This window comes from Campylobacter concisus (assembly GCF_003048405.1).
GTDB classification, from domain to species: Bacteria; Campylobacterota; Campylobacteria; order Campylobacterales; family Campylobacteraceae; genus Campylobacter_A; species Campylobacter_A concisus_Q.
This window is the reverse complement of the sequence record NZ_PIQS01000006.1, coordinates 37,994-61,398: the sequence shown is the minus strand read 5'-3', so window position 1 is coordinate 61,398 and position 23,405 is coordinate 37,994. Positions and strand designations below refer to the sequence as shown.

Sequence of the window (23,405 nt, the reverse complement as noted above, 5' to 3'; positions counted from 1 at the left end):
TTGTATAAATTTTAGGCTTAATTTTTTTAATTAAAATAAGCCTAAAATTTTGCTTCATTTTTTATATCATTTAGCTTTTTAACGGCCTCTTCAAAGTCATCAGAATTTATGAAAACATTAATATTTTCATTTTTCTTATAGACCTTGTCATAGTATTTTGTGAGTAAAATTTCAGCTACTTTAGCAATGTCATTTTTATTAAATTTAGCCACAGCTTCATCTCTAGCTTTTTTATCGATAAATGGTGAAATTTTCTTCATACACTCGTCAAAAAAGGCTTTATCCACACTTTTATAGTCATCTACTATACAAGAAATTCTTTTTTCTAAACTTGCACTTACTTCGACATTTATGCCACTACGCATCGCCTCATAAAGACTTTTTGGCAAACTTAACGAGCCTATCCTTCTGCTCTCACCCTCGATAAAGCAAATTTCATCTTTTAGTGTGATGAGCTTTTCAAACAACGCATCTTCAAAGCTTTTTTGGCTTGGCTGCGCGCCATTTATCGCTCCAAAGACAGATCCTAAATGATTTGCCATAGCTTCAAGGTCTATTGACGGACTTAGAGCCCTTATGAGCTTGCTTTTATAGCAGCCAGTATTTCCAAAAAGAGTGATAAATTTTGTGCTTAAAGGTCGATTTAGAAATTCTAAAACATGATTTCTATAAGCTTTATAGCCACCACTAAGTCTAAAAACTCTATATCCTATCATGCTAAGCACATGGCCAACAGAATTTGATCTAAGCCCACCTTTAGCGCAGTAGATGCCAATAGCTGAACCAACCTTGGCTCTTTTATAAACCTCATCAATGATATTTTGTAAATTTTTGCAGATATACTTTGCACCAAGACTCTTTGCTAGGGATCTATCGCTTTTATAGATCGTGCCTACCTCTTTATGTTCCGCGTCATTTAAAGCGTATAAATTTATGGCATCTTTTATGTGTGAATATGAAAATTCATGTGGCGATCTTGCGTCTATTAAAATTTCAAAAGAGCTTCTTTTCTCTAGCCACTGCTCTGCATCAAGCTCAAATAACGGCACTAAATGCCTTTTTTAGTTTCTCAAAAAGTGGGTGAAATGGCGTGCCATTTACTCTCACATCAGAGATAGTGGTTATAAAATTTGTATCCCCGCTCCACCTTGGCACAAGGTGATAATGCACGTGCTCAGCTATGCCAGCTCCCGCTGCCTTGCCTAAATTCATACCTATATTTACACCATTAGCATAAAGCTCTTTTTTTAAAATTTCAACTCCAAGCCTTACAAATTTACTCATCTCAAACCAAGTCTGCTCATCAAGCTCTTCGATCTTGTCGGTATGCTGATTTGGTATTATCATAAAATGACCTGGAGAATACGGATATAAATTCATAATCCCAAAACAATGCTTGGCTCGAAAAAGTACGCCATTTTTATCATCATCATCTGAGTTTACAACATCACAAAAAACACAGCTATCTTTTTTAGCACTAAAGTATTCGCTTCTCCAAGGGGCACAAAGGTGCTGCATTACTCGCCCTCCTTTATCTTTTTAACGGCATTTTTTATATCGTCTTGCCTCATAAAATGCTCTCCTATCAAGAAAGCATCTACGCCTATTTTGCTTAGCTCTCTAAGCTGTTCATGCTCGTAAAGACCGCTTTCAGCGACTATTATCTTGCCATTTGGCAAAAGTGGTATGAGCTTCTCACAAAGACTCATATCCATCGTAAAATCATCTAAATTTCGGTGATTTATACCTATTATATTTGCTCCTGCAAAGATAGCCTTTTTCACATCACTCGCGTCGTGAGTTTCAACCAAAACCTCAAGCCCTAAATGATGAGCGTAGTCTAAAAGCTCTTTTAGCTCGTTTTGAGTTAATGCTTTTGCGATGAGCAAGATAAAATCCGCCCCATAAACAAGAGCTTCAAGAATTTGATACTTATCAATAATAAAGTCTTTTCTAAGGATAGGCCTTGATGCATAGCGACGAACCTGCGTGATGTACTCGATGTCGCCTTTAAACCAATGTGGCTCAGTCAAGATACTAAAAGCATTTGCGTATGGCTCGTATTCCTGAGCGATTTTTATAGGCTCAAAATCCTCTCTTATCACACCTTTGCTTGGGCTTGCTTTTTTAATCTCGGCTATGATTTTTATAGGCTCATCTTTACTTGATCTAAGCGCACTTAAAACATCTCTTGGCACGTATGGATTGTACGCGAGCGAGCGACCAAGCCACTCCTCAGGGAAGTCTGCTTTTCTTTTTTCAAGATCATCTTTAGTCTTTTTTATTATCTCATCAAGTATCATTTTTTAAGCCTTTTATTTAGATTTATTATACAGCGCTCTATTAGGTGTAAATGCTCTTTTGCCTCTTTTGAAGTCCTAAAATCAACATCTTTCATTGCATGCTGCATAATGCTTTTTGCCTTTTTGCACTCACCAAGCTTAAAATATCCCCACGCTAGCGAATCCTCGTAATAAGGCGACTCAGGTGAGATAGCAAGTGCCTTTTGCACAAGCTCTATACCCTTTCTAGGATCGATGTCATGATCTATCAGCAAGTAGCCATAATAGTTAAAAAACATATCATTTTCTAGCTTTGGCACGCTAGCTTCAAATTTATCTAAAATTTCAGCCATTTTTTGTTCGTTCAAGGTATCTTTATTCATCTCGTATTCGTAAATCGCGGCTTTTGCTAAAAAATTTAAATCCCTGCTATCGTTATAAATTTTAACAGCAAGTATGTATGCATCACCAAAATTACTAGTCGCCGCATAAAGATCCATAAGCGCCATATCGTTGTAGCTATATTTTTTTAAAATTTCAATTGCTGCTTTGTAATTTTTATCATATATAAAAAACTGCACGATCTTATCAATATACGAAGTGTCGTGACTTAGCTCATAGAGCTCCTCAAAGAGTTCGATCACCTTTGGGAAATTTCTTTGCTGGGAGTAAATTTCAGCCAAAAGCTCGCAAGTCTTTAGCGTGCAACCTTGTTCGTCTTTAAATTTTTCAAGATATTTTGTAGCGTCTTTTATCTTATCCATGCGATTTATCAAAATATCAACGATACGGAGCAAGTTTTCTTCTTCTTGCTTTAGAGAGTAAGCCTCTTCAAAGTATTTTAGCGCAGTCGTTGTTTCATTTTGCATCATACAAATAGTGCCAAGCATGAGTAAATTTTGGGCATTTGGCTCTTTTGTAGCAAGCTCTTGCATTAAACTTTTAGCCTCATTTAGCTTTGAAAGATTTACTAAATTTGCCACCTTTATGCGGATAAAATCGCTATCGTCTTTTAAGCTTTTTTCGCCTTCACTTATCAAAGCGTCTAAATTTTCATTTTTTGTCGCAAAGGCGAGTTTGATTGCCTCTTTTAAATAAGCTTTTTGATTTGTATCTTTAAAAATGTTTGAGTAAGCTTGAATGCTAGCATTCACATCTCCGCTATCTTGAAACAATAAAGCCTGCATTAGACGTAAATTTATACTTTTATTATCGTCAGCCAAAAGTAGCTGCGAGTTAAAAAATACGCTCATAAAAAATACTAAAATTTTACGCCAATGCATTCTGCTTTTAGCTCCTTTAAATTTTTTTTAAAATAATTCCAAAATGGAAAAGTCCTACACTGCTGTGGCCTTAGCTCATAAACTGAGCAGTTTTTATTTTTTTCATCAAAAAATACACAAGCAAAGCCATCTTCATAAGGCTTCTCTTTTATGCTACACCTTAGCCCAACTCTTATTAAAAACTGCTTTTCAAACTCATCTTTACTCATATAAAATGCGGTGCAAAATTTTGAAATTTCTTCTTCGTTTATCCAAATGTAGCCACTCTCTCCCGTGCAACACTTGCCGCCGCAGCTCTCGCAAAAGCTCGCATCAAACTCATAGTTAAAGCCTTGCACCCTCACGCTAGTTCCTGATAATCAATGCTGTTTGTATTAGCTTTTTTAAAAATTTCAATCGCCTCTTTTGTATGCGAGCCATTTTCACTCATCACTAAAGGTGACAAAATTTTTAACTTTGAGTTTGAATTATTTCTTACCTCAAATAAGGCCAAATTTGCTGGCTTATCAGCCTTTGTATGAATAAATTTTAGGCTTACTAAATTTAACTTAAACTCTTTTAGACACGCTACAATCTGACTAAGATCATCAGGTGCATAGCAAAAAAACGCCCTTTTGTGAGGCTTTAAATTTACGCTTATACCTTTTATAAAGTCTTTTAGACCCAAAGAGCTTGTGTATCTACTAGCCTTTATATGCTCATCTTCGCTTTGTTTTGCACCCTCGTGATAAAATGGTGGATTTGATACGATGAGGTCAAATTTCTCACTATCTTTAAAATCTGCAAAATCAGCATTTATGATTTCTGCCTCCAAGCCATTCTTACTGGCATTAAATTTAGAAATTTCACCATTTATCTGCAAGATATCAAGCAAGCTTAGGCTGGAATTTTTAAAGTCGCGTTTAAGTAAAAGCCCAAGTATCCCGCACCCTGCGCCAACGTCTAAAATCCTGCCTGAAAAATTTTTCAAACTTGAGCTTATAAAATCATAAAGTACCAGCGTATCGCTGTTGTAGCGATAGCCACTTTTTAGCTGAGCCAAGATCATCTATAAACCTTGATGATAAAGCCACGCGTGACATCTTTTACGATCACTTCTGAGCTAAAGCTGATCCTTGCAAAATCGCCAAATTCTTCTTTTATAAGCTCGGCTGCTGCCTTTGCGCGCTCTTTACCAACGCCATAATTTACATAGTTATTTAGCCTGCCAAGATCATCTTTTTTGATGCTTTGAGCTACATTTGATGGGATGACAAAATTTTTCTTATCTACGATCGGAATTATCTCATAAAGGTAGTTTGAGTTAAATCTTTGTAAAAATTCGCTCACTCTATTCTTGCACATCACGCTAACCTTATCTTTTGCGTCCATGTCATCGCACTCAAAACTAGAGATCAAAACTAGCTTTGTTGGCGTCTCCGGTTTAGTTGTCGCTTGTAAGATATTTTTTAAATTCACATTTTCGTTTTCAAGCTCATCTTGCCTATTTAAATTTTGCTCGATATCTTTTTGAAGTTCGATGATCTTGGCATTTACTGGACTTCCTTTTACGCTAGATGAGCTAAGTTCATTTATTTTAGAATTTAACCTTTCAATCGTCTTATTGCTCTCGTTTAACTTATGTTTTGCACTTTCAAGCTCATTTTGTAAGCTTAGTAAATTTTTACCACCACTTTTATTACTATCAGCAAAAAGAGCCGATGTATCAGCTATCTTTTTTTGCAAAATATTTATTTGCTGACGCAAAATTTCATAATTTTGCATATCGATCTTTAGTGTCCTTTTTTGAGCTTCTAGCTCACTTTGCTTTGCTGCTAGCGTTTGACTTGTTTGCGTGAGATTATTTTCCAGCTCTTTTATCTTTTCATCTTTTAAATTTATCTTTGCACTTAAATTTTTCAACTCGCTGTCATTTAACCCAAGCTTTTGAGTCTGCAAAGAGATAGTTTGATTTTGCTCAAATAAAGTTTTTAAAAATTTATTTGTCTTTGTATCAAGCGCCTTTAGTTCATCTCGTGCATTTTTAAGGCTCTCTTCACTCAAATTTAGCTTTTTATTTAGCTCACTTAAACTTGCATTTGCATCTAAAGTTTGCTTCTCTAGCTTTTTATTTATCAAATTTACTCGCTCAAGCTCTTTTTTAAGCGAATTTATATTTTCATTTGCGAGTTTATTTTCCTGCTCGCTTTTAAGATTTTTTTCTTTTAAATCATTAAAACTTTTATGAAGTGCCGCAAGAGAGGCGTTTAGCTCTAAATTTTTACCATTATAGTTTTCAACTGCCAAATCTTTTGAGTTTAAATTTTTCTTTATCTCATCAAGCTCATAAATTCTATCTTTTAAGGCAGTTTGATTTGACTCAAGCGCTTCCTCAAGATCAATTATCTTATTTGCCTTTTTTGAAAGCTCATCCTCCATAACACTTTTTTGTGTTTCAAAGCCATCAGTTAGTGCATTTATCTCTTTTTCATAGCTAAATTTTTGTGTCTTAGCGTCATTTTTTGCTCGCTCGATCTCCTCTTTTAAAAGCAAAATTTCTCTTTTTTCGTTTTTATCTTTTTCATTTTGAGCATTTTCATACTCTTTTATTAGCGCGTCTTTTTGAGCCAGCGTCGTATTTAGCTCTATATTTTGCTCTTTTAAAGCTGTGTAATTTGCCTCAGCCATCTCTTTAAATTTAGCAAAATTTGCTTCGATGTCTTTTACCTTACTTTCATCGCCATTTTTTGCCTCATTTATCGCATTTTCAAGGTCTATTATCTTTTTTTCATAGGCTTTTGAGCTCTCAATCATATCAGCTTGAGCTTCATTTAGCCGTTTTGTGAGAGTTTGTATATTTTCAAAATGTTGTGCTTCAAGCTCACCTAGCGTCTTTTGATTTTTTTCAACTATCTCATTTTTTTCATTTTCGATATTTTTTTTCATCTCTGAAATTTTGCTTATAAAGTCTAAATTTTTCTCGCTGATATCAACATTATCAGTAGCTAAAATTTTATTTTTTTTACTTAGCTCACGAACTTGTTCTTGAAGTTCGTTTACATCATTTGATAAATTTTGATCGTTCGTTTCAGTAAAATTTTGGATATAGCTTTTTGGAGTTATATATCCGCCATATTCGTAAAGATCGTCTTTGCTAATGTATTTTTGTCTCTCTTCTTCTGGCAAATTGTCAAAATTTATAGAATAAATCGTTTGATTAGTATCTTTTGGTGTCTCATCCTCTTTTGGAGATTTAAAAAACGATAGACAAAAGCCAGCTATCAAACAAAAAATAGCTAGTAAAATTTTATTTATCAAGCTTATGCCTTGCCCTTTAAAATGTCTTTTATGACGTGATGAGCGTGATTTAGCGCAACGACTATTGAGCCGCCATTTTTTAGCACGATGTCACCGCCCACATAAAGTCCTGGTACGCTACTTTGGTAGTTGCTATCAACTATTGGAGTGCCTTTTTCATCAATTTTTATCTGACATTTTTGTAAAAAATCAACCGGACTTGAGCCGCCTATCGCATAGACAACTCTGTCATAAACGCGAATTTTGCCATTTTCGTAATGCACTCTAACTTTGCCTGATTCGTTATCTAACTCTTTTATATCGTGATTTAGCCTAACTTTTATCTTACCATGCTTTTCTAGCTCCCAAAGCGCACTTAAATTTGTCTCATTTACGCGGCTAAAATTATCTTTTCTATAAGCGATTGTGGTTTTATTGTATTGGCAAAGCTCGATCGCATACTCAACTGCTGAGTTTCCGCCACCTACAACAAGCACCTTCTCACCGTTTGTACAGCTATCAAGGTTAAAATTTACAACTGAGTTTAGTGAAGGCGGAATTTTATAATCAGGCTTATTTGGTCGTCCCATTTTGCCAATTGATATCATCACATTTTTAGCTTCATATACGGCTTTTGAGGTAGTTACTTTAAAAATTTCTCCATCTTTTTTTACGCTCTCTACTTCAGAATTAAAAAAAGCTTCAATTTTTTCAGTGTCAAGCAGTTTATCAAAATAGTCAAGCGTGCTCTCTTTTGTGCCATCTTCAAACGAAACTACGCCATGTATCGTGCTATCTTGCCCTTTATACTCTTTATCTACGCGTTTATTATCTTTATAAAATTTTCTTATCGTTTGGCTGTGATTATCACCTTTTTCAAGAAGCAAAACGTTGTTTAAGCCATTTCTTTTTGCCTCAACTACGCTAGCAATTCCACAAGGTCCGCCACCAACAACGATTAGATCATAAACATTTACCATTTTTTTCTCCAAATTTTATAAATTCTAAGCTTTTTTAACTAGATCAGCCATCAAAAATGCAAGCTCAAGTGCCTGATCAGCATTTAGCCTTGGATCACACTGTGTTTCATATCTTTGCTCAAGCGAACTTTCAGTGATATTTAATGCCCCACCCGTGCACTCAGTCACGTCTTGGCCTGTCATCTCAAGATGCACACCGCCAGCTCTTGTGCCCTCAGCTTTGTGAATTTCAAAAAAGCTTCTAACTTCGCTTATTATCTTGTCAAATTCTCTGGTTTTGTAGTTATTTGATGTTTTTACAGTGTTGCCATGCATCGGATCGATGCTATAAACGATATTTAGCCCTTCTCGCTTTAGCTCTCTTAAAATTTTTGGTAAATTTTCGCCTATCTTATCAGCACCCATTCTGATTATCACGTTTAGTCTGCCAGCTTCATTTTCTGGATTTAGTTTATTTGCAAGTGCGACGACATCTTCAGCCTTTGCACTTGGTCCGATCTTTACACCGATAGGATTTTTCACGCCGCTTAAAAAATGCACGTGAGCGTCGTTTATACCACGTGTTCTCTCACCTATCCAAAGCATATGAGCCGAGCAGTCGTACCATTCACCGCTAAGACTATCAACCCTAGTCAATGCCTCTTCATAAGGTAGCAAAAGTGCCTCGTGAGATGTATAAACCGCGGTTTGATTTATGACTGGCGTATTTGCTGAAGTGATGCCACAAGCTGCCATAAATGAAAGTGTCTTTGTTAGTTCATCAGCTAGTTTTGCGTATTTTTCGCCGATCTCTGGCTTTTTAACAAAGCCTAAATTCCACTTATGCACTTGATGAAGGTCGGCCAAACCACCTCTTGAAAAGGCTCTAAGTAAGTTCATCGTAGATGCGCTTTGATAATACGCCTCTATCATACGTTTTGGATCAGGCACTCTTGCCTTTTCGTCAAATTCAAAGCCATTTATGATATCGCCCCTATAGCTTGGAAGCTTAATGCCATTTACCTCTTCAAAATCGCTACTTCTAGGCTTTGCAAACTGCCCTGCCACGCGGCCCACTTTGACCACTGGATAGCCACCAGCAAAGGTTAAAACTATCGCCATTTGAAGTAAAACCTTAAACATATCTCTGATGTTGTTTGCATTAAAATTTGTAAAGCTCTCAGCGCAGTCGCCACCTTGAAGCAAAAACGCCTCACCATTACAAACTTTTGCAAGTTCTTCTTTTAAACTTCTAGCCTCGCCAGCAAAGACCAAAGGAGGAAGCGATTTTAATTTTTCTTCGACCTCTTTAAGCTCTTTTAAATCTGGGTATTTTGGTTGTTGCAAGATATTAAATTCTCTCCAGCTATCGCGGTTCCAAGTCATTTATTTTCCTATCTTTTTTGCCTTAAATTAGACGCTGATTATATCACGGCAAACTTAAAAAATAAAAGCCATTAATGGGCTATTAAAGATATTTTGCCTACAATCGCTACTTTAAATTTACCCAAAAAGGAGCAGAATTTTTTCATGATAAAAGGCATATTTTATTCGCTTTTGGCATCTGTTTTGTTTAACTGCATCTACTACATGTCAGTGCTCATGAACCCCATCAGCACGCAAGCTCTTATTGGATACCGCATGATCTTTGCCATGCCTTTTGTCATCGCCGCCATTTTTTTGTTAAAACAGCAGCGAAATTTCAAATTTTTACTTCTAAAAATAAAGCTAAAACCTAAAATTTTACTAGTTTTGCTTGCTACCTCGCTCATCGTCTCATTTCAGATGTGGCTCTATCTCTGGGCTCCAAGTAACGGCGCAGCGCTAAAAGTCTCGATAGGCTACCTCATCATGCCAATAGTCATGGTCCTTTTTGGACGGATATTTTTCAAAGAGCACCTCTCAAAAATAAAGTTAGCATCGATATTTTTCGCTGCCATTGGCGTCTTTAGCACAGCGGTCATAAGCGGTGGCATCTCGTGGGAGAGCGCTGTAGTTTTTTGCCTTTATCCAGTCTATTTTACCATTAGAAAGTACTACAACCTTGCAAATTTCTCAAGCTTTGTTATCGAGATAATTTTTATGTTTTTATTCTCATTTTATTTTGCGCTCACAGCCGATATGGACTACGTAATGAGCCAAAATCCAAACATCTACTATCTGCTCATCTTGCTTGGTGCTATCAGCGGCATAGCCCTCATCGCCCAGATCCTCTCAAGCACGCTCGTGCCGATAAATGTACTAGGTTTGCTTACATATTTTGAGCCTATAATGATGCTTTTTGTCTCATTTGCCATCGGCGAGAGACTGGAGAAAAGCTCATACTTTTTAATGATCTGCCTAGCCATCTCTGTCACGCTTTTGATGATAGATAGTATAAATTCTATAAAAGGCGACAAAAATACCAAGACTAAATGAGAGCCAAAAAGGCGTTATTCTCGCGCTTAGCGCCTTTTTTATGTGGGGGTTTTTGGCGGTTTATTTCAACCTATTTAGTAAAGATGTCAATGCTTATGAAATTTTAGCCCACAGGATCATCTGGTCATTTTTCTTGATGGCGGCAGTGCTTTATTTTAGTGGCAAAATGGGAGAAATTTTTGCTTTACTTAAAGATATTCGTTCGCTAAAAATCCTATTTTTGAGTGGCATATTTATCACCACAAACTGGGGCGTTTATGTATATGCGGTTAGCAATGGCAAAATTTTGGACACAAGCTTGGGCTATTTTATAAATCCACTAATAAGCATGCTCCTTGGCGTTATCATCTTCAAAGAAAGGCTAAATAAAAGCGTAATTTTAGCCATTTGTATAGTCGTTTTAGCCATTAGCGTACAAATTTATGCCCAAGGCGGATTGCCATTAGTTTCCATTATCTTGCCGCTTTCATTTGGATTTTACGCAGCAGTTAGAAAGATGGCAAAGATTAGCGCATTTAACGGGCTTTTTATAGAGACATTTTTTATGTTTCCATTTGCACTTGCTTACGTCCTTTACATAGCACTTTTAGGTAAAAGCCACTTTGGGCTAAATGAAGACTCACTTTTAATGATCGCCTCAAGCATCGTAACCATCGTGCCACTTGTCGCTTTTAACGCAGCTGCAACAAGGATAAATTTAACAACGATTGGCTACTTGCAATACATCTCGCCAACCATCGCGATCCTTTGCGCGGTCTTCATTTATGGCGAAATTTTAGATGGCTACAAAGTCGTCTCATTTTGTATGATCTGGCTGGCGCTTGCAATAATTAGCGTGGATAAATTTAGAAAAAGGAGTAAAAATGAATAGCATCACGATCTACCTGCTCTTAGCGTTTTTTGCAGCGCTTATTTTGTACTTTCAGGTGCAAAAACTCACCAAAAAGCTCGACGAAGAAAGAGCGGTGCCAGCTTATCAAAAAGCTGCGCAAGAGGTTTTGCAAAATTTAAACAACGCTGAAAAATACCCTAAATTTTGCAACGTAATATTTAAAAAAATAAACGCCTTAAGGCAAGATATTTTATTTGAAGATGCGTTAAATAGTGAGTCTGATAAAGATAAAGCATTAGATGCCTTAGAGCAAATAAGAGAAAAACTGGAAACTTTATCAAAGCAAGAGAATTTAAGCTGGGAGAGCGAACTCTTTGCGATCTTGGACGAGCTTGATGGCTTTATAAAGATAAATTTCAAAAACGGCGAAGATAGAGCTGAAGAGCTAAGAGAGGAGCTAAAAAAAGAATTTGATGGGTTGTGAGATAAAATAGGACACTAAATTTAAGAAAATAAACAAGGAGCAAAAATGGTTTCATGGCAAGAACGCTTGAAATTAAGGGATGACTTTCAACAAAGATGGCCTTTTCAAGCTGTAGAAAATATGACCTTAGAGCAATACACAGGCGTTAAGAGCAAGGATACTTTTACCTTTTGGCTTGAAAGTAAAACAGAAAATCTTATAAGTATATGGGGTGGATCTGCTTATAAATTTGGAATTTTTAAAAGAGCACAAAACGATGTCGAAAAGGAACTAAAAAGTGGACAAACTGGTGATACAGAGTATGGATGGTATGAAAAATATGGAGAGACTAGAAATCAAGCATTTCAAAAAATAAAAAGTCTTATTTTACAAATTATAAAATATGCACAAAACAAAGAATTTGAAAATATAGATGATATTGATCTTGGCAATGCCATAAAATGGAAAATAGCCTTTTTATATGCACCAGACAAAACACTTCTACACATTGTCTCAAAAGAAGCTTTCAAGTATTTGGCTCAAAAAAATAATATAAAATCAAAAAACATATCAGAAATTCAAAAAGAACTACTAAAAAATAAGCCAAACTATATGGACTTTTATGAATATTCGTCTCTATTATGGAACCAATATGCAAAGGAAAATAAGTCAACACACGATGTACTAAACAATAGTGATAATGAAGGATATAAAATGACCGACAATGACAAGAAATTAACTTATCCACTTAATCAAATTTTATACGGTCCTCCTGGAACTGGAAAGACATATAGGCTTTCAAAGATTATGAATAATTTTACTCAAAATCTCAATGTAAAATCGAGCGATGACACTGACGCGTTATATGAAATGTTAAAAATAGAAAACTATACTTGGTATCAAGTGGCAGCAGCCATATTATGTGATGCGGCTATTTCAAATATTAATGGTGGTTGGCTTAAGTTAAATAACGGCATAGTAAATCACGCTTTATTTAAATTAAAATCAATAAAGTCGAATTCAAAAAAACCAAACCAGACAATATCAACAGACTTGCTGGTTCATACAAAAATGGATTGCAAATATGTAAACATTAAAAGAAAAGACCCGCCTTTTATATTTGAGAAAAACGAGAAAAATGAATGGTGTGTAGATATAAAAGCGCTTAACGATGAGTGTCCTGAAGCCATAGAGCTTTACGAAAAATACAAAGAGATAAAAAAACAAAAGGTAGGAACAAACTACACTAAAGAAAATTTTAAATTTATAACATTTCACCAAAGCTATGGATATGAGGAATTTGTTGAGGGCATAAAGCCTGTATTTGACAGCGAAAACGAAGATGGCGATATAACTTATGAGATATCAAAAGGAATTTTTTATCAGTGCTGCGAAAATGCCTTGCTTCTTAGTAATTACAAGGGCAAGCTTAGTGATTTTTGCGATTTGCCAAAAGATGAGCGACAAAAGTTTTTTAATGAAAACACACCAAAATATGCCATCTTTATCGATGAGATCAACCGCGGGAATATCTCTAAAATTTTTGGTGAGCTCATAACTCTTATAGAGCCATCAAAAAGGCTCGGAGCGACTGATGAGATAATGGTCGAGCTGCCATACTCAAAAGAGAAATTTGGAGTGCCGTCAAATTTATACATAATAGGCACGATGAATACGGCGGATCGCAGCATAGCTCTTATGGATACAGCTCTTAGAAGAAGGTTTGAGTTTGTGGAGATAATGCCAGAATATGACAAACTAAACAAAATAAATATCGAAGGTATAAATATAGGCAAAATGCTAAAAATGATAAACGAGCGCATAGAGTATCTTTACGACAGAGATCACACGATAGGACATGCTTATTTTATAAATGTGTCAGACATGGAAATGCTTGCAAATGTCTTTAAAAACAAAATTTTACCGCTGCTACAAGAGTATTTTTATGACGATTGGGAGAAAATAAGACTAGTTCTGGGCGATAATCAAAAAGATGAGGATTTGCAGTTTATTAAAGTCAAGAAAAATATGGCTACAAAAGAATTATTTGGATCAAAGATCGACGATATAGACGATAAAGTCCTATATGAGATAAGCGACCAAGAAACTTTCAACAACCCTCAAAGCTATATAAAAATTTACGAATGAAATAAAACGCAAAGCAATGACCAAATACTTAATAGAGTTTGAAAAATTTCGCCCAGAAGACGACCAAGACTTATTTAACGCCGTAGATGCCTTTACTAGAGAAAATTTTGTCGCAGTAGAGTTTTTAAAGCTCGGCAGAGATAAAAAGGGCGATTTTTTACAAGCTCAAAACTACGTCGGTATCATCCAGACAAAAAGTGGCGATAGCCTTGAGATACTTCCAAAAATCCATGATAATGACAATGGCGGCAATAAAGAAGCGGTAGAAAATTCTAAAAGAATTTTACTAAGAATGTTAAAAACTTTAAAAAACCATCCATTTAAAAATATAAACATAGCGAACATAGCGAATTTAAAAAGCTTGAATCTACCACTTCTTGAAATTTTTATATCGATGTTCCTAAATGAAGTATCAAAACTTATAAAAATAGGCATAAAAAGCGACTATGTGGTGCTAGAAGATAATCTAAAATTTTTAAAAGGAAAGCTAAAAATCTCGGAACAAATACGTAAAAATATCGTCCATAAAGAGAGATTTTACGTTTGCTATCAGGAATTTTCCATAGATAGAGCCGAAAATCGCCTCATAAAAAGTACGCTTGAGTTTTTATACAGGCGCTCAAAATCAAGCAGAAATCAACGACTCATTAGGGAATATTTATTTATTTTTGATGAAATTTCATCTAGCTCTGATATAAACGCGGACTTTAGCCGGTTAAAACTAAATCGCCAAACAAAACACTATGAGCAAGCGCTTTTATGGAGTAAGATATTTTTACAAAACAAGTCGTTTAGTCCGTATAGAGGTAGCGATGTGGCTTTTGCTTTGCTGTTTGACATGAATACGCTCTTTGAAAGCTATGTCGGAAATTTTATAAAGAAAAGCTTTCCAGGCACTATATTACAACACTCAGAAAAACACCTCGTAGAAAACCCAAAAAGCTTTAGGCTAAGACCTGATATATTTTTAGAAGATAAATTTATAGCTGATACAAAATGGAAGATAGTTAAGTCAAGAGATGATATCTCACAAGCTGACTTATATCAGCTATATGCTTATGGTAAAAAATATAATTGCGGCAGGCTTTATCTAATATATCCAAAAATAGATGGGGTAAAACAAGAGTCTATGGGTTTTAAATACGACGATGAAATGCGGCTTGAAATTTTATACTTTGATTTAGAAAAAGACGAGATTGATAGAAATTTACTAGTCTAAAATACTTTTTAAAGTTTCTTAAAATTCCACTAAATTTCTATTTCTTAATAAGTGGATTGCAACTCATCAGGGTAACCATTAAAGCTTCGCTTTTAGAGCCATTATCCTCTTATATGATACGTCTATCCGCTCTTTGCTGATTTTTCTCTCATTTACGGCGTCAATTATGATCTGAGTGACTAAATCGGCTGTTCTTTGGTTATTTATCTTAAACTCACTAAAGAGCAAGATATCGCCACCAGCGTTTATAAATTTCACCACCTTTTGCGCCAAAACTTCGTCTCCAACGCCTTTCATAAGCATATCATCACTAATGACAACACCGTTAAATTTAAGCTCATTTCGCAAGAGATCGGTTATTATTTTTTTAGAAAGTGTGGCTGGATTGTCCTCGTCGATACCCTTTACAAAAAGGTGCCCGACCATGATGATCTGCGCTCTACCCGTGCTTATAGCGTCTTTGTATGGCAGCAGCGCATCTTTACTTAGCGTGACTTCGCTCTTATTTTTATGCGAGTCCTCTTTTGAGCTGCCGTGTCCCGGGAAGTGCTTAAGAGTCGTTAGGATGCCCTGCTCTTTAAATGCGTCCATAAAAGCATCAGCATAGATCACCACCTTGCTTGCATACTCACTAAACGCCCTTTGTTTAGCGGCAATGATCGGCGAGTTTTCATCGTGTAGATCGACCACTGGAGCGAAATTTAAATTTATGCCGCACTCTTTTAAATTTATAGACATTTTCAAGTAGAGATCGTATGCGCTTTTGATGTCAAGCGTACTTGCGACCTCGTATGCGCTAGGATATGGGCCGTCAAAGCTCTTATCCTTCATGCGGCTTACATTTCCGCCCTCTTCGTCGATAGCAATAAAAATTTTAGGACTTTTTTCTTTGATAGCTTTTATGCTAGATTTTAGCTGGGTCTTATTGGTGATGTTTCTGCCAAGTAGCATCACTCCGCCAAATCTCTCGTACCCAGCGTCGCTTAACATCGCGCGAAACGCAGCGTCCTTTGTGCTAGCTCCGTTAAAACCAACCATTATCATCTGCGAGATTTTGGCTCTTAGGCTCACTTCAGCGCCGTTTAGCCCCAGAGCAAAAATAGCCACAAAAAGTATAAATTTAAAAGCTTTCATCTTCTTCCCAAAAGCGATTTTACGCTCTCAAAAACATCTTTGCCATTTAGCATATTTTCAACCTCACTGGCAATCGGAACATATATGCCCTTTTCTTTGGCAATCTTGCTAATAGCTCTTGCTGTATCGACGCCCTCGGCTACCTCGCCAAGCTCATTTAAAATTTTCTCTAATCTCTCGTGCCTTGCGATGCCAAGGCCTACGCGGTAGTTGCGTGAAAGTATCGATGAGGCAGTTAAAAACAGATCCCCTGCGCCGCTTAGCCCCATAAATGTCTCATCTTTTGCGCCAAAAAATTTGCCAAATCTGGCCATCTCGACAAGCCCACGTGAAATGAGACTTGCCCTTGCGTTGTTGCCAAGACCAAGGCCGTCACAGATGCCGCCAGCTATGGCGATCACGTTTTTATAGGCACCACACACCTCAGCGCCGATCACGTCATCAGAAGTGTATGCTTTCATATAGTTTGGAAAAAATGAAGCAAATTTTGAAGCTAAATTTTGATTTTTAGAATTTACCACCAAGGCGCAAGGTAGCTTCTGCATGATCTCTTTTGCAAAGGTCGGCCCTGAGAGAAAGGCTAAATTTTCTCCATCAACAAAATCCTCGTAAATTTCATTTAGAAATTTAAGATTTGTCGTATCTATGCCCTTACTGGCGACTAAGATCTTTTGATCTTTGTTTTTGTAGTTTTGCTTTAGCCATAAATTTGTAGCTTGCGTTGGGATCGTGCAGACTAGATATTCGCACTTCAAGGCTTCATCCAAGCTTACAAAATTTAGCATGTCTCTTGGCGTTCTTGAGCTGATGACACACTCGTTATTTTCACTAAATGCGTGAAAAAGCGCACTGCCCCACTTGCCAGCTCCGATGACTGCTATGCTCATTTTAGCCCTTTTTTAGCCTATTTTGGCCTTTAAAAGCTCATTGACCTTGCCTGGATTAAAGGCACCCTTGCCCTCTTTCATCACCTGACCGACAAAGAAGCCAAACATCTTATCTTTGCCGTTTTTATACTCTTCGACTTTGTCAGTATTTGCAACCAAAATTTGATCTATGATCGCAATAATCGCTGAGTCGTCGCTCACTTGTTTTAAGCCAAGCTTTTCGATGACACTATCGACGTCCGCGTCATTTTCCATTAGGTAGTCTAGAACCTCTTTTGCAGCCTTGCCGCTTATCGTTCCATCTTCTATGCGTTTTAGTAAATTTATCATTTTAGCACTATTAACTGGGCTTGTCTCGATCGTTACGCCGTTATTTAAGCGGCCAAGAAGCTCAACTATTAGCCATGTAGTAGCTAGTTTTGGCTGAATTCCAGCAGCGATCAACTCTTCAAAATATCTAGCCATCTCAACGCTTTGAGTTAAATTTAGCGCATCACTCTCTTTTACGCCTAGCTCGCTAACATATCTTGCGACCTTTTGCTCGGCAAGCTCTGGAATTTTTATCGCTTCGTTATACATATCTTCTGATATCTCAACTGGCAGCAAATCAGGGTCAGGAAAGTATCTATACTCCGCGCTATCCTCTTTGCCACGCATAGATCTTGTCACTAAATTTGTCGTGTCAAACAGCCTTGTCTCTTGATAGACTTCTTGGTCGTATTTACCATCTTCCCAAGCTGCACTTTGGCGCTCTACTTCGTAGTCAATCGCCTTTTGGATAAATTTAAATGAGTTTAGATTTTTTATCTCAACCCTTGTATAAAGCTTGGTATCGCCTTTTGGACGGATAGAGACGTTTGCGTCGCAGCGAAAGCTACCTTCCTGCATATTTGCATCACTTATATTTAAAAAGCGAAGGATTGAGTGTAGTTTTTTAAGATAAGCCACCGCCTCATCGCTGCTTCTAAGATCTGGCTCACTAACTATCTCAAGAAGTGGTGTGCCGGCTCTGTTTAGATCAACCAGACTCTCGGTTTCTTCGTGGATGTTCTTGCCAGCATCCTCTTCAAGGTGTGCTCTTGTTACACCTATGCGTTTTTTAGTGCCATTTACGTCGATAATTAGCTCGCCACCTTCAACGATAGGTATCTCAAACTGAGAAATTTGATATGCCTTTGGAAGGTCTGGATAGAAGTAGTTTTTTCTATTAAAGACTGATTTTTTATTGATCTTAGCATTTATCGCTGTGCCAAAACTGATAGCCTTTTTTACAGCCTCTTTGTTTAGCACAGGTAGCGCTCCAGGAAGTGCTAGGCAAGTTGGGCAAACATGAGTATTTGCCTCATCGCCGAAGCTAGTTGAGCAAGAGCAGAAAATTTTAGTTTTTGTATTAAGCTGAGTGTGAACTTCTAAACCAATAACGACTTCAAACATATTTTTACCTTTAAATTTATACAAATTTTTAAGGCGTATTTTAGCGATACTTTCTTTTAAAATATCTAAAAATGAGCGTTTTGACTGGAAAAATAAAGAATGTGATTTAAAAATTTAAATAGTTTTAAAAAGGAAAAAGCCATATAAAAATATGGCTTTAAATTTTAATGCTCGTGCTCACTAATAGCAACGGCACCGGCTAGATAAACGTAAGTTAGCATCATAAAGATAAATGTTTGCAAAACAGCCATAAGCGTTAGAAGCGCAAAAGCTGGAAGTGGAGCAAACCAAGGTGCAAGTGTAAGCATCGCTAGCAAGAATAGATCATCACCCTTGATATTACCAAAAAGACGAAATGATAGCGAAACTACACGTGAAAGATGTGAGATGACTTCAACTGGAAACATAATAGGAGCTAGAAATTTATTCGGTCCCATAAAGTGTCCAAAGTATTTGAAAAATCCATTTTCTCTAATGCCCTCAAAGTTGTAATAAACAAATACAACTAAAGCCAAAACTAGAGTTAAATTTAGACTTGAAGTTGGCGACTCAAATCCAGGAATAATACCTACAACATTTGAAAAAAATACGATAAAACCGATAGTTGCAACAAGTGGAAGATATTTCCTTGCTAGTTTTTCACTACCTAAAGTATCTCTTCCCATCGATATAACGCCCTCTAAATAAGCTTCAACTATATTTTGAAGACCTCTTGGCACAAGTTGCATCTTACTCCTTGCTATATAAGCAACTATGATAACAATCAAAGCTACAAGCAGAAAGTGAAACGCATAGATAAAGGCGTGGGAGTTATTTAGGAAATTTGAAAATAGAAACAAATCTTTCATTAATTTACCTTGGATTTAGAATTTTGCGTGATTGTAACAAAATTATTGTTAAAACATTTTTAATTTTAAACTCTGAAATAATCGAAAATCAATTTACAAATAGTAACTGCAACGACTGCTAAAAACATTGTTCTAATAAATTTGACCTCTTTTTTAATGACAAGATTTGATCCAAAATATGCGCCTAAAATTTGACCAACTGCCATTAAAAGTCCAACAGCCCAAAGCATCTGGCCACCAGCTATAAAAATGCCAAGGGCAACGATATTACTAGTAAAATTTAAAAGTTTTGTATGAGCGACAGCCTTTTTTAAATTTAGCCCAATTAATGCCACTATCGCAAATGTCCAAAAAGAGCCTGTTCCTGGACCAAAAAAACCATCATAAAAGCCAAGTATCAGCCCAAAAACTACATAAAATAGCTTTTCATTCATCTTTGCGGCTCTATCATTTTCACCGACTTTTGGCATAAAAAGCGTATAGATAAAAATAGCAATCAGTAAAAATGGGATAATTATCTTTAAAAAATTTGTATTTAAAAATAGGATCACCACTGCTCCAATGATAGCTCCAATAAAAGTAAAAACAATACCTACAAAGCACTCTTTATAATTAATTAATCCCCGTTTTGTGAAATTTAGGGTTGCTGTAAAGCTACCAAAGACTCCTTGAAGCTTATTTGTACCAAGTGCAAGGTGTGGTGGCACGCCCATCGCCATAATAGCTGGAAGCGTTATAAGCCCGCCTCCCCCAGCGATAGAATCGATAAAACCGCCTAAAAATGCAGCTACAAAAAAAACGACATAGCTAAGTAGATCAAATTCCATTTTTGCTCTTTTGATAATTGAAATAAAAGTAGATTGTAATTTATTTGTACTTATCTTTTTGTAAAATTTTTATATTTGAAATGAGAGATTTTTAAAATTTATAAATTTTAACGAGCCTTTAGATCTAGCGCAAAGACTCGTTTATTAAAGTGATTACTTAATAACGCCACAAAGCATTCTAGCACCGCCACCGCCAAGTGCTTTTGGGTTGTCGCTGTGATTATCACCACCAACATGAACCATTAGTGAGTGACCTTTTAGCTCGTCAAGACTTTTTATCTTTGGGGCTAGCACTGGATAGTTCGCATTACCCTCAACATCTACGTAAAGTGCTGGCAAATCGCCTTTGTGACCTTTATCATCCCATGCAAAAGAGTGGATCTTTGTGCCAGCTGGATCCCAGTGACCGCCTGCTTTCATGCCAAGACCTTTTTCAGTCGCACCACAGTCAGCATTTTCATGGATGTGAAAGCCGTGTAGTCCTGCAGTAAGTCCTTTTAAATTTGGAAAAAATGCAACGCCGTAGTTTGTCTTAACAGCTACTACTTCGCCGACACTCTTATCGCCCTTCTCGCTTAGTTCATTAACAGGTATAACTAGATGCTCTCCAGCTTTTGCATCAAAGTGATGACCTTCGTGAGCAAAAAGCAAAGTTCCTAAAACTGCACTTAGTAAAACGATTTTTTTCATACAATCTCCTTATGGATAAAATTGTATGGCAAGTCTACCCTAAATTTAAAAATTTAGCAATAATTTTTATTTTTTGAGATTTTTTACGATAGTTTCTAGCTCTTTACTCTGTCCTATTCTATAAAGCGCAAAGTCGTATTTTATCGGATCAAACTCGTCAAATTCTCTAAGTTTTTTTGTAAGATCCATGACTGCTTTAAAATCGTAGCTCTTTCTATTTGTAAGTCCTAAATTTAAAGAAACTCTATGCGTATGCACATCAAGCGGTATCAAAAGCCTATCTTTTGGTAAATTCTTAAATAGCCCAAGGTCGATATCACTATCTCTTACCATCCAGCGAAGATACATGTTATAGCGTTTATATGGGCTTTGTGGCTCTTTGTTAAAACTCTTACCAAAGAAAAACTCATATCCGTCCGAGCGGTAAGAATTTAGCTTATATATAAATTTGATAAGCTCATTTACGCCCTCTATCATCTCGCCATTTTTTGCAAGACCTTGGCGTAAAATTCCTTCTATCTCGCCCTCTTTTTTAAGGCGTGAGAGAGTAATAAAAATTTCTCTCACATCATTTTCATTTTGAAAGCGGTATTTAAAATTTGATAAATTTTTCTTGATATTTTGCTCGCTCTCATCAAGTAAGCTAAAGTCAAGTGAATTTAGAAATTTTACTATCATCTTTGCGTTGCCATAGGCAAATAACGCACAAATGAGTGCTATGTTTGGCTCTTTAAATTTAGTAGCTACTTGAAGTGGATCTGGGGCTTCAAACAGCCCCAAATTTGTATTTTTGCTAAGTACGTGCGAGTCTAAAAGGCTCTTTAGCTCGCTCATTGTTTTAGTGAAAGAAGCGTGTCAAGCATTTGATCAACTGTCGTGATGATCTTTGCCGCTGCGCCGTAACTTGCTTGAAAGCGGATCAAATTCGTAAGCTCTTCGTTCGTATCTACGCCACTTGTTGATTGAAATTCCTCTTCAGCTGTCTTTTGCAAAGATGTATTTGTATCGTGGATCGTATTATTCGCCTCTGTATCACTCGCCATGTCAGTCGTAAGATAGCGGTAATATCCCTCGATCGTCTCATCTCTATCAAGCGCTATGCCACTTGAGTAAAAGGTTTGCTTTTGATACTGAAGCTGGATCATTTTATTTGCAACTTCATTATTTCCGATAACCGGCTTTGAGTAGGCACGAAGCTTTGTGTGGTCTTGGGTAAAATTTTGATTTATACCGATACTATTTGAGTCAGTACCTGAAAAAAATCTATTTATACCAACAGCGCCTGGGAAATTTGTACCGTGATCGACTATTGATATGCTATAAAGCCCTTGAGCTTGTTTTGGAATGAGAGAAAATGTGCCTTTTTTAGTATTTTTATCATAAAAATATGATGCCTCGAAAAAGTCATCAACGTCATTTAACATATTATTGTCTTTATTGTCATCTGAGTTTGAGTTAAAGTCTTTGACGATAGAGTTGCCATATCTTGTATCATTCATCGTCGTCGTGCCATTTACATTTATAGTTTTTCTGGCCACGACATTGCCTTTGTTATCATAAACAATAGCTTCAAAACTTCCATTTCTTATGCTATTATCATGATTCATCAACGTCTTATCGCCTTCTAAATAACTTATCGGATCTGAGTTAGAAATTTCAACTGCGGATTCGGCATAGATATTATTTGTACTTGTTATCAAGGTTTTACTAAATGTATTTAAATTATCAATATATTTTTGGATCGTTCCGTCGCTAAATTTATCATTATCTGGCTCGTAGTTTCTACCCCTAAGATCAAGTGCAGCTCCAATTTTACCACCTGTAATCTTTTCCTCCATTGGGATTCTTCTGCCATCTTCTCTTTCATAATAAATTTTTGTATATCGTCCACTTTCGGTTGAACTCATAGAAATTTCATGAAAATTTACACCATCAACGATACTTACGCCACCAATGTTTAGATTGTAGTATTTTCCTTGATCTGTTATTCCTGTATCTACCCTAGAATTGCTCTTTAGATCGCTTTTATAAACTGCTGTATTTACCAGCTTTGACATAGCAAGCTCAAGCTCATCACGTTTATCACGAAGATCATTTGCATTTATTTTTATACCAGCGTCTGCGCCTGATTCTATTCTTTGGATTTGCTTATTAATATTTGCTATTTGTCTGCCTAGAGAATTTATCTCTTTTATATTTATTTTTATTGTTTCATCAATCTTTTCATGCATATCATAAAGCATCTTTGATGAGCGGTTGATACTTGCAGTCAATACACTTGCTTTATTTATTAAATTTACTTTCTGAGCGCCTGCATTAGGGTTTGAAGCAAAGTTATTCCATGCGGAAAAATACTCCTGAATATCTTTCACCATTCCATTATCTTTTAGGTCAGGAAAATATTTTGTAGCTTCTTGCAAAATTCTTTGTTTATAGGCTGTATTTTCTAAATTTGACGATGAGTATTTTAGTCTTGAGTAGGCAAACTCATCATGAAGCCTTGTTATAGTATCTACTTGTGTGCCTGTGCCAACTCCGCCAGGGACTGTATTCATCGCTGGAGATGCAGATTGGACAACACGTTGTCTTGTATAGTAGTTGCTATCGGCGTTTGCGATATTATTTCCGGTTGTACTTATTTGAAGCTGGGCTGCATTTAGTCCTGAAACACCCGTGCCTAATGACATAAAAATATTAGCCATTTT

At 36.4% G+C, this 23,405-nt stretch carries 22 protein-coding genes; 5 read left to right on the top strand and 17 right to left on the bottom strand.

The features are described from left to right. Positions 1–41: 41 nt before the first annotated feature. From mnmH to CVT18_RS09440, 9 genes are read right to left on the bottom strand one after another with little or no spacing between them, the layout of a single operon-like run. A complete protein-coding gene (gene mnmH, locus CVT18_RS09480; protein ID WP_103628824.1) occupies positions 42–1,049 on the bottom strand; it encodes a tRNA 2-selenouridine(34) synthase MnmH in 1,008 nt (335 codons plus the stop codon). Beyond that, positions 1,036–1,518 (bottom strand): HIT family protein, encoded by a 483-nt coding sequence (locus CVT18_RS09475; protein ID WP_072594287.1) that lies wholly within the window; start codon positions 1,516–1,518, stop codon positions 1,036–1,038. The genes mnmH and CVT18_RS09475 overlap by 14 nt, the downstream gene beginning before the upstream one ends. After that, the gene (gene trpC / locus CVT18_RS09470; RefSeq protein ID WP_103628825.1) at positions 1,518–2,303 is read right to left on the bottom strand and encodes an indole-3-glycerol phosphate synthase TrpC; all 786 of its coding nucleotides are present in this window, start codon (positions 2,301–2,303) and stop codon (positions 1,518–1,520) included. The genes CVT18_RS09475 and trpC overlap by 1 nt, the downstream gene beginning before the upstream one ends. Further along, the gene (locus CVT18_RS09465; RefSeq protein ID WP_103628826.1) at positions 2,300–3,565 is read right to left on the bottom strand and encodes a tetratricopeptide repeat protein; all 1,266 of its coding nucleotides are present in this window, start codon (positions 3,563–3,565) and stop codon (positions 2,300–2,302) included. Before CVT18_RS09465 ends, trpC begins: the two co-directional genes overlap by 4 nt. Next, complete coding sequence (locus CVT18_RS09460; protein WP_107824496.1) at positions 3,544–3,909, bottom strand: YkgJ family cysteine cluster protein; 366 nt, start codon at positions 3,907–3,909, stop codon at positions 3,544–3,546. Before CVT18_RS09460 ends, CVT18_RS09465 begins: the two co-directional genes overlap by 22 nt. Next, positions 3,906–4,613 (bottom strand): tRNA1(Val) (adenine(37)-N6)-methyltransferase, encoded by a 708-nt coding sequence (locus CVT18_RS09455; RefSeq protein ID WP_103628828.1) that lies wholly within the window; start codon positions 4,611–4,613, stop codon positions 3,906–3,908. Before CVT18_RS09455 ends, CVT18_RS09460 begins: the two co-directional genes overlap by 4 nt. Further along, positions 4,610–6,862, bottom strand: a complete 2,253-nt coding sequence (locus CVT18_RS09450; RefSeq protein ID WP_107824495.1) for a vesicular transport factor Uso1p — start codon at positions 6,860–6,862, stop codon at positions 4,610–4,612. The genes CVT18_RS09455 and CVT18_RS09450 overlap by 4 nt, the downstream gene beginning before the upstream one ends. Before the next feature lie 2 nt (positions 6,863–6,864). Then, positions 6,865–7,821 (bottom strand): NAD(P)/FAD-dependent oxidoreductase, encoded by a 957-nt coding sequence (locus tag CVT18_RS09445; RefSeq protein WP_107824494.1) that lies wholly within the window; start codon positions 7,819–7,821, stop codon positions 6,865–6,867. A 24-nt stretch (positions 7,822–7,845) separates the two neighbouring features. Next, positions 7,846–9,186 (bottom strand): class II 3-deoxy-7-phosphoheptulonate synthase, encoded by a 1,341-nt coding sequence (locus CVT18_RS09440; protein ID WP_107824493.1) that lies wholly within the window; start codon positions 9,184–9,186, stop codon positions 7,846–7,848. A 144-nt stretch (positions 9,187–9,330) separates the two neighbouring features. Between CVT18_RS09440 and rarD (CVT18_RS09435) the strand changes: the two genes are divergently transcribed. Genes rarD (CVT18_RS09435) through CVT18_RS09415 form a run of 5 tightly spaced genes read left to right on the top strand, consistent with a single transcriptional unit; the run spans position 9,331 to position 14,880 of the window. Then, positions 9,331–10,218: an EamA family transporter RarD gene (gene rarD, locus CVT18_RS09435; RefSeq protein WP_107824492.1), complete on the top strand. Its 888-nt coding sequence runs from the start codon at positions 9,331–9,333 to the stop codon at positions 10,216–10,218. Continuing rightward, positions 10,202–11,089, top strand: a complete 888-nt coding sequence (gene rarD / locus CVT18_RS09430) for an EamA family transporter RarD (RefSeq protein ID WP_107824491.1) — start codon at positions 10,202–10,204, stop codon at positions 11,087–11,089. Before rarD (CVT18_RS09435) ends, rarD (CVT18_RS09430) begins: the two co-directional genes overlap by 17 nt. Continuing rightward, positions 11,082–11,534, top strand: a complete 453-nt coding sequence (locus CVT18_RS09425) for an aryl-sulfate sulfotransferase (protein WP_107824490.1) — start codon at positions 11,082–11,084, stop codon at positions 11,532–11,534. Before rarD (CVT18_RS09430) ends, CVT18_RS09425 begins: the two co-directional genes overlap by 8 nt. 45 nt (positions 11,535–11,579) lie before the next feature. Continuing rightward, positions 11,580–13,661, top strand: a complete 2,082-nt coding sequence (locus CVT18_RS09420; protein ID WP_234410327.1) for an McrB family protein — start codon at positions 11,580–11,582, stop codon at positions 13,659–13,661. Between the two features lie 16 nt (positions 13,662–13,677). Continuing rightward, positions 13,678–14,880: an McrC family protein gene (locus CVT18_RS09415; protein ID WP_107824489.1), complete on the top strand. Its 1,203-nt coding sequence runs from the start codon at positions 13,678–13,680 to the stop codon at positions 14,878–14,880. 78 nt (positions 14,881–14,958) lie between these two features. Here CVT18_RS09415 and CVT18_RS09410 read toward each other — a convergent pair whose 3' ends face one another. The 8 genes from CVT18_RS09410 to flgK all read right to left on the bottom strand — a co-directional run bounded on the left by CVT18_RS09410 (position 14,959) and on the right by flgK (position 23,402). Beyond that, positions 14,959–16,014: a glycoside hydrolase family 3 N-terminal domain-containing protein gene (locus tag CVT18_RS09410; protein ID WP_107824488.1), complete on the bottom strand. Its 1,056-nt coding sequence runs from the start codon at positions 16,012–16,014 to the stop codon at positions 14,959–14,961. After that, complete coding sequence (locus CVT18_RS09405; RefSeq protein ID WP_107824487.1) at positions 16,011–16,901, bottom strand: NAD(P)H-dependent glycerol-3-phosphate dehydrogenase; 891 nt, start codon at positions 16,899–16,901, stop codon at positions 16,011–16,013. Before CVT18_RS09405 ends, CVT18_RS09410 begins: the two co-directional genes overlap by 4 nt. Positions 16,902–16,913: 12 nt before the next feature. Further along, complete coding sequence (gene gatB, locus CVT18_RS09400; RefSeq protein ID WP_107824486.1) at positions 16,914–18,335, bottom strand: Asp-tRNA(Asn)/Glu-tRNA(Gln) amidotransferase subunit GatB; 1,422 nt, start codon at positions 18,333–18,335, stop codon at positions 16,914–16,916. Positions 18,336–18,499: 164 nt separating this feature from the next. Beyond that, entirely contained in the window at positions 18,500–19,183 is a 684-nt protein-coding gene (locus CVT18_RS09395) for a F0F1 ATP synthase subunit A (protein ID WP_103628838.1), read from the bottom strand. Positions 19,184–19,248: 65 nt separating this feature from the next. Beyond that, a complete protein-coding gene (locus CVT18_RS09390) occupies positions 19,249–20,010 on the bottom strand; it encodes a TSUP family transporter (protein ID WP_103628839.1) in 762 nt (253 codons plus the stop codon). Positions 20,011–20,163: 153 nt separating this feature from the next. After that, complete coding sequence (locus CVT18_RS09385) at positions 20,164–20,700, bottom strand: superoxide dismutase family protein (protein ID WP_107824485.1); 537 nt, start codon at positions 20,698–20,700, stop codon at positions 20,164–20,166. A 66-nt stretch (positions 20,701–20,766) separates the two neighbouring features. Further along, a complete protein-coding gene (locus tag CVT18_RS09380; RefSeq protein WP_103628841.1) occupies positions 20,767–21,534 on the bottom strand; it encodes a TIGR02757 family protein in 768 nt (255 codons plus the stop codon). Beyond that, positions 21,531–23,402, bottom strand: a complete 1,872-nt coding sequence (flgK, locus tag CVT18_RS09375) for a flagellar hook-associated protein FlgK (protein WP_087580149.1) — start codon at positions 23,400–23,402, stop codon at positions 21,531–21,533. Before flgK ends, CVT18_RS09380 begins: the two co-directional genes overlap by 4 nt. Positions 23,403–23,405 lie beyond the last annotated feature (3 nt).

Bases quoted from the DNA above. Each gene is read 5' to 3' on its own strand.
- trpC (WP_103628825.1), bottom strand. From the start codon at position 2,303: ATGATACTTGATGAGATAATAAAAAAGACTAAAGATGATCTTGAAAAA.
- CVT18_RS09380 (WP_103628841.1), bottom strand. From the start codon at position 21,534: ATGAGCGAGCTAAAGAGCCTTTTAGACTCGCACGTACTTAGCAAAAAT.
- CVT18_RS09455 (WP_103628828.1), bottom strand. From the start codon at position 4,613: ATGATCTTGGCTCAGCTAAAAAGTGGCTATCGCTACAACAGCGATACG.
- CVT18_RS09415 (WP_107824489.1), top strand. From the start codon at position 13,678: ATGACCAAATACTTAATAGAGTTTGAAAAATTTCGCCCAGAAGACGAC.
- CVT18_RS09395 (WP_103628838.1), bottom strand. From the start codon at position 19,183: ATGAAAGATTTGTTTCTATTTTCAAATTTCCTAAATAACTCCCACGCC.
- gatB (WP_107824486.1), bottom strand. From the start codon at position 18,335: ATGTTTGAAGTCGTTATTGGTTTAGAAGTTCACACTCAGCTTAATACA.
- CVT18_RS09420 (WP_234410327.1), top strand. From the start codon at position 11,580: ATGGTTTCATGGCAAGAACGCTTGAAATTAAGGGATGACTTTCAACAA.
- CVT18_RS09465 (WP_103628826.1), bottom strand. From the start codon at position 3,565: ATGCATTGGCGTAAAATTTTAGTATTTTTTATGAGCGTATTTTTTAAC.
- rarD (WP_107824492.1), top strand. From the start codon at position 9,331: ATGATAAAAGGCATATTTTATTCGCTTTTGGCATCTGTTTTGTTTAAC.
- CVT18_RS09445 (WP_107824494.1), bottom strand. From the start codon at position 7,821: ATGGTAAATGTTTATGATCTAATCGTTGTTGGTGGCGGACCTTGTGGA.
- CVT18_RS09390 (WP_103628839.1), bottom strand. From the start codon at position 20,010: ATGGAATTTGATCTACTTAGCTATGTCGTTTTTTTTGTAGCTGCATTT.
- CVT18_RS09475 (WP_072594287.1), bottom strand. From the start codon at position 1,518: ATGCAGCACCTTTGTGCCCCTTGGAGAAGCGAATACTTTAGTGCTAAA.
- CVT18_RS09440 (WP_107824493.1), bottom strand. From the start codon at position 9,186: ATGACTTGGAACCGCGATAGCTGGAGAGAATTTAATATCTTGCAACAA.
- CVT18_RS09410 (WP_107824488.1), bottom strand. From the start codon at position 16,014: ATGAAAGCTTTTAAATTTATACTTTTTGTGGCTATTTTTGCTCTGGGG.
- flgK (WP_087580149.1), bottom strand. From the start codon at position 23,402: ATGGCTAATATTTTTATGTCATTAGGCACGGGTGTTTCAGGACTAAAT.
- CVT18_RS09425 (WP_107824490.1), top strand. From the start codon at position 11,082: ATGAATAGCATCACGATCTACCTGCTCTTAGCGTTTTTTGCAGCGCTT.
- CVT18_RS09385 (WP_107824485.1), bottom strand. From the start codon at position 20,700: ATGAAAAAAATCGTTTTACTAAGTGCAGTTTTAGGAACTTTGCTTTTT.
- CVT18_RS09405 (WP_107824487.1), bottom strand. From the start codon at position 16,901: ATGAGCATAGCAGTCATCGGAGCTGGCAAGTGGGGCAGTGCGCTTTTT.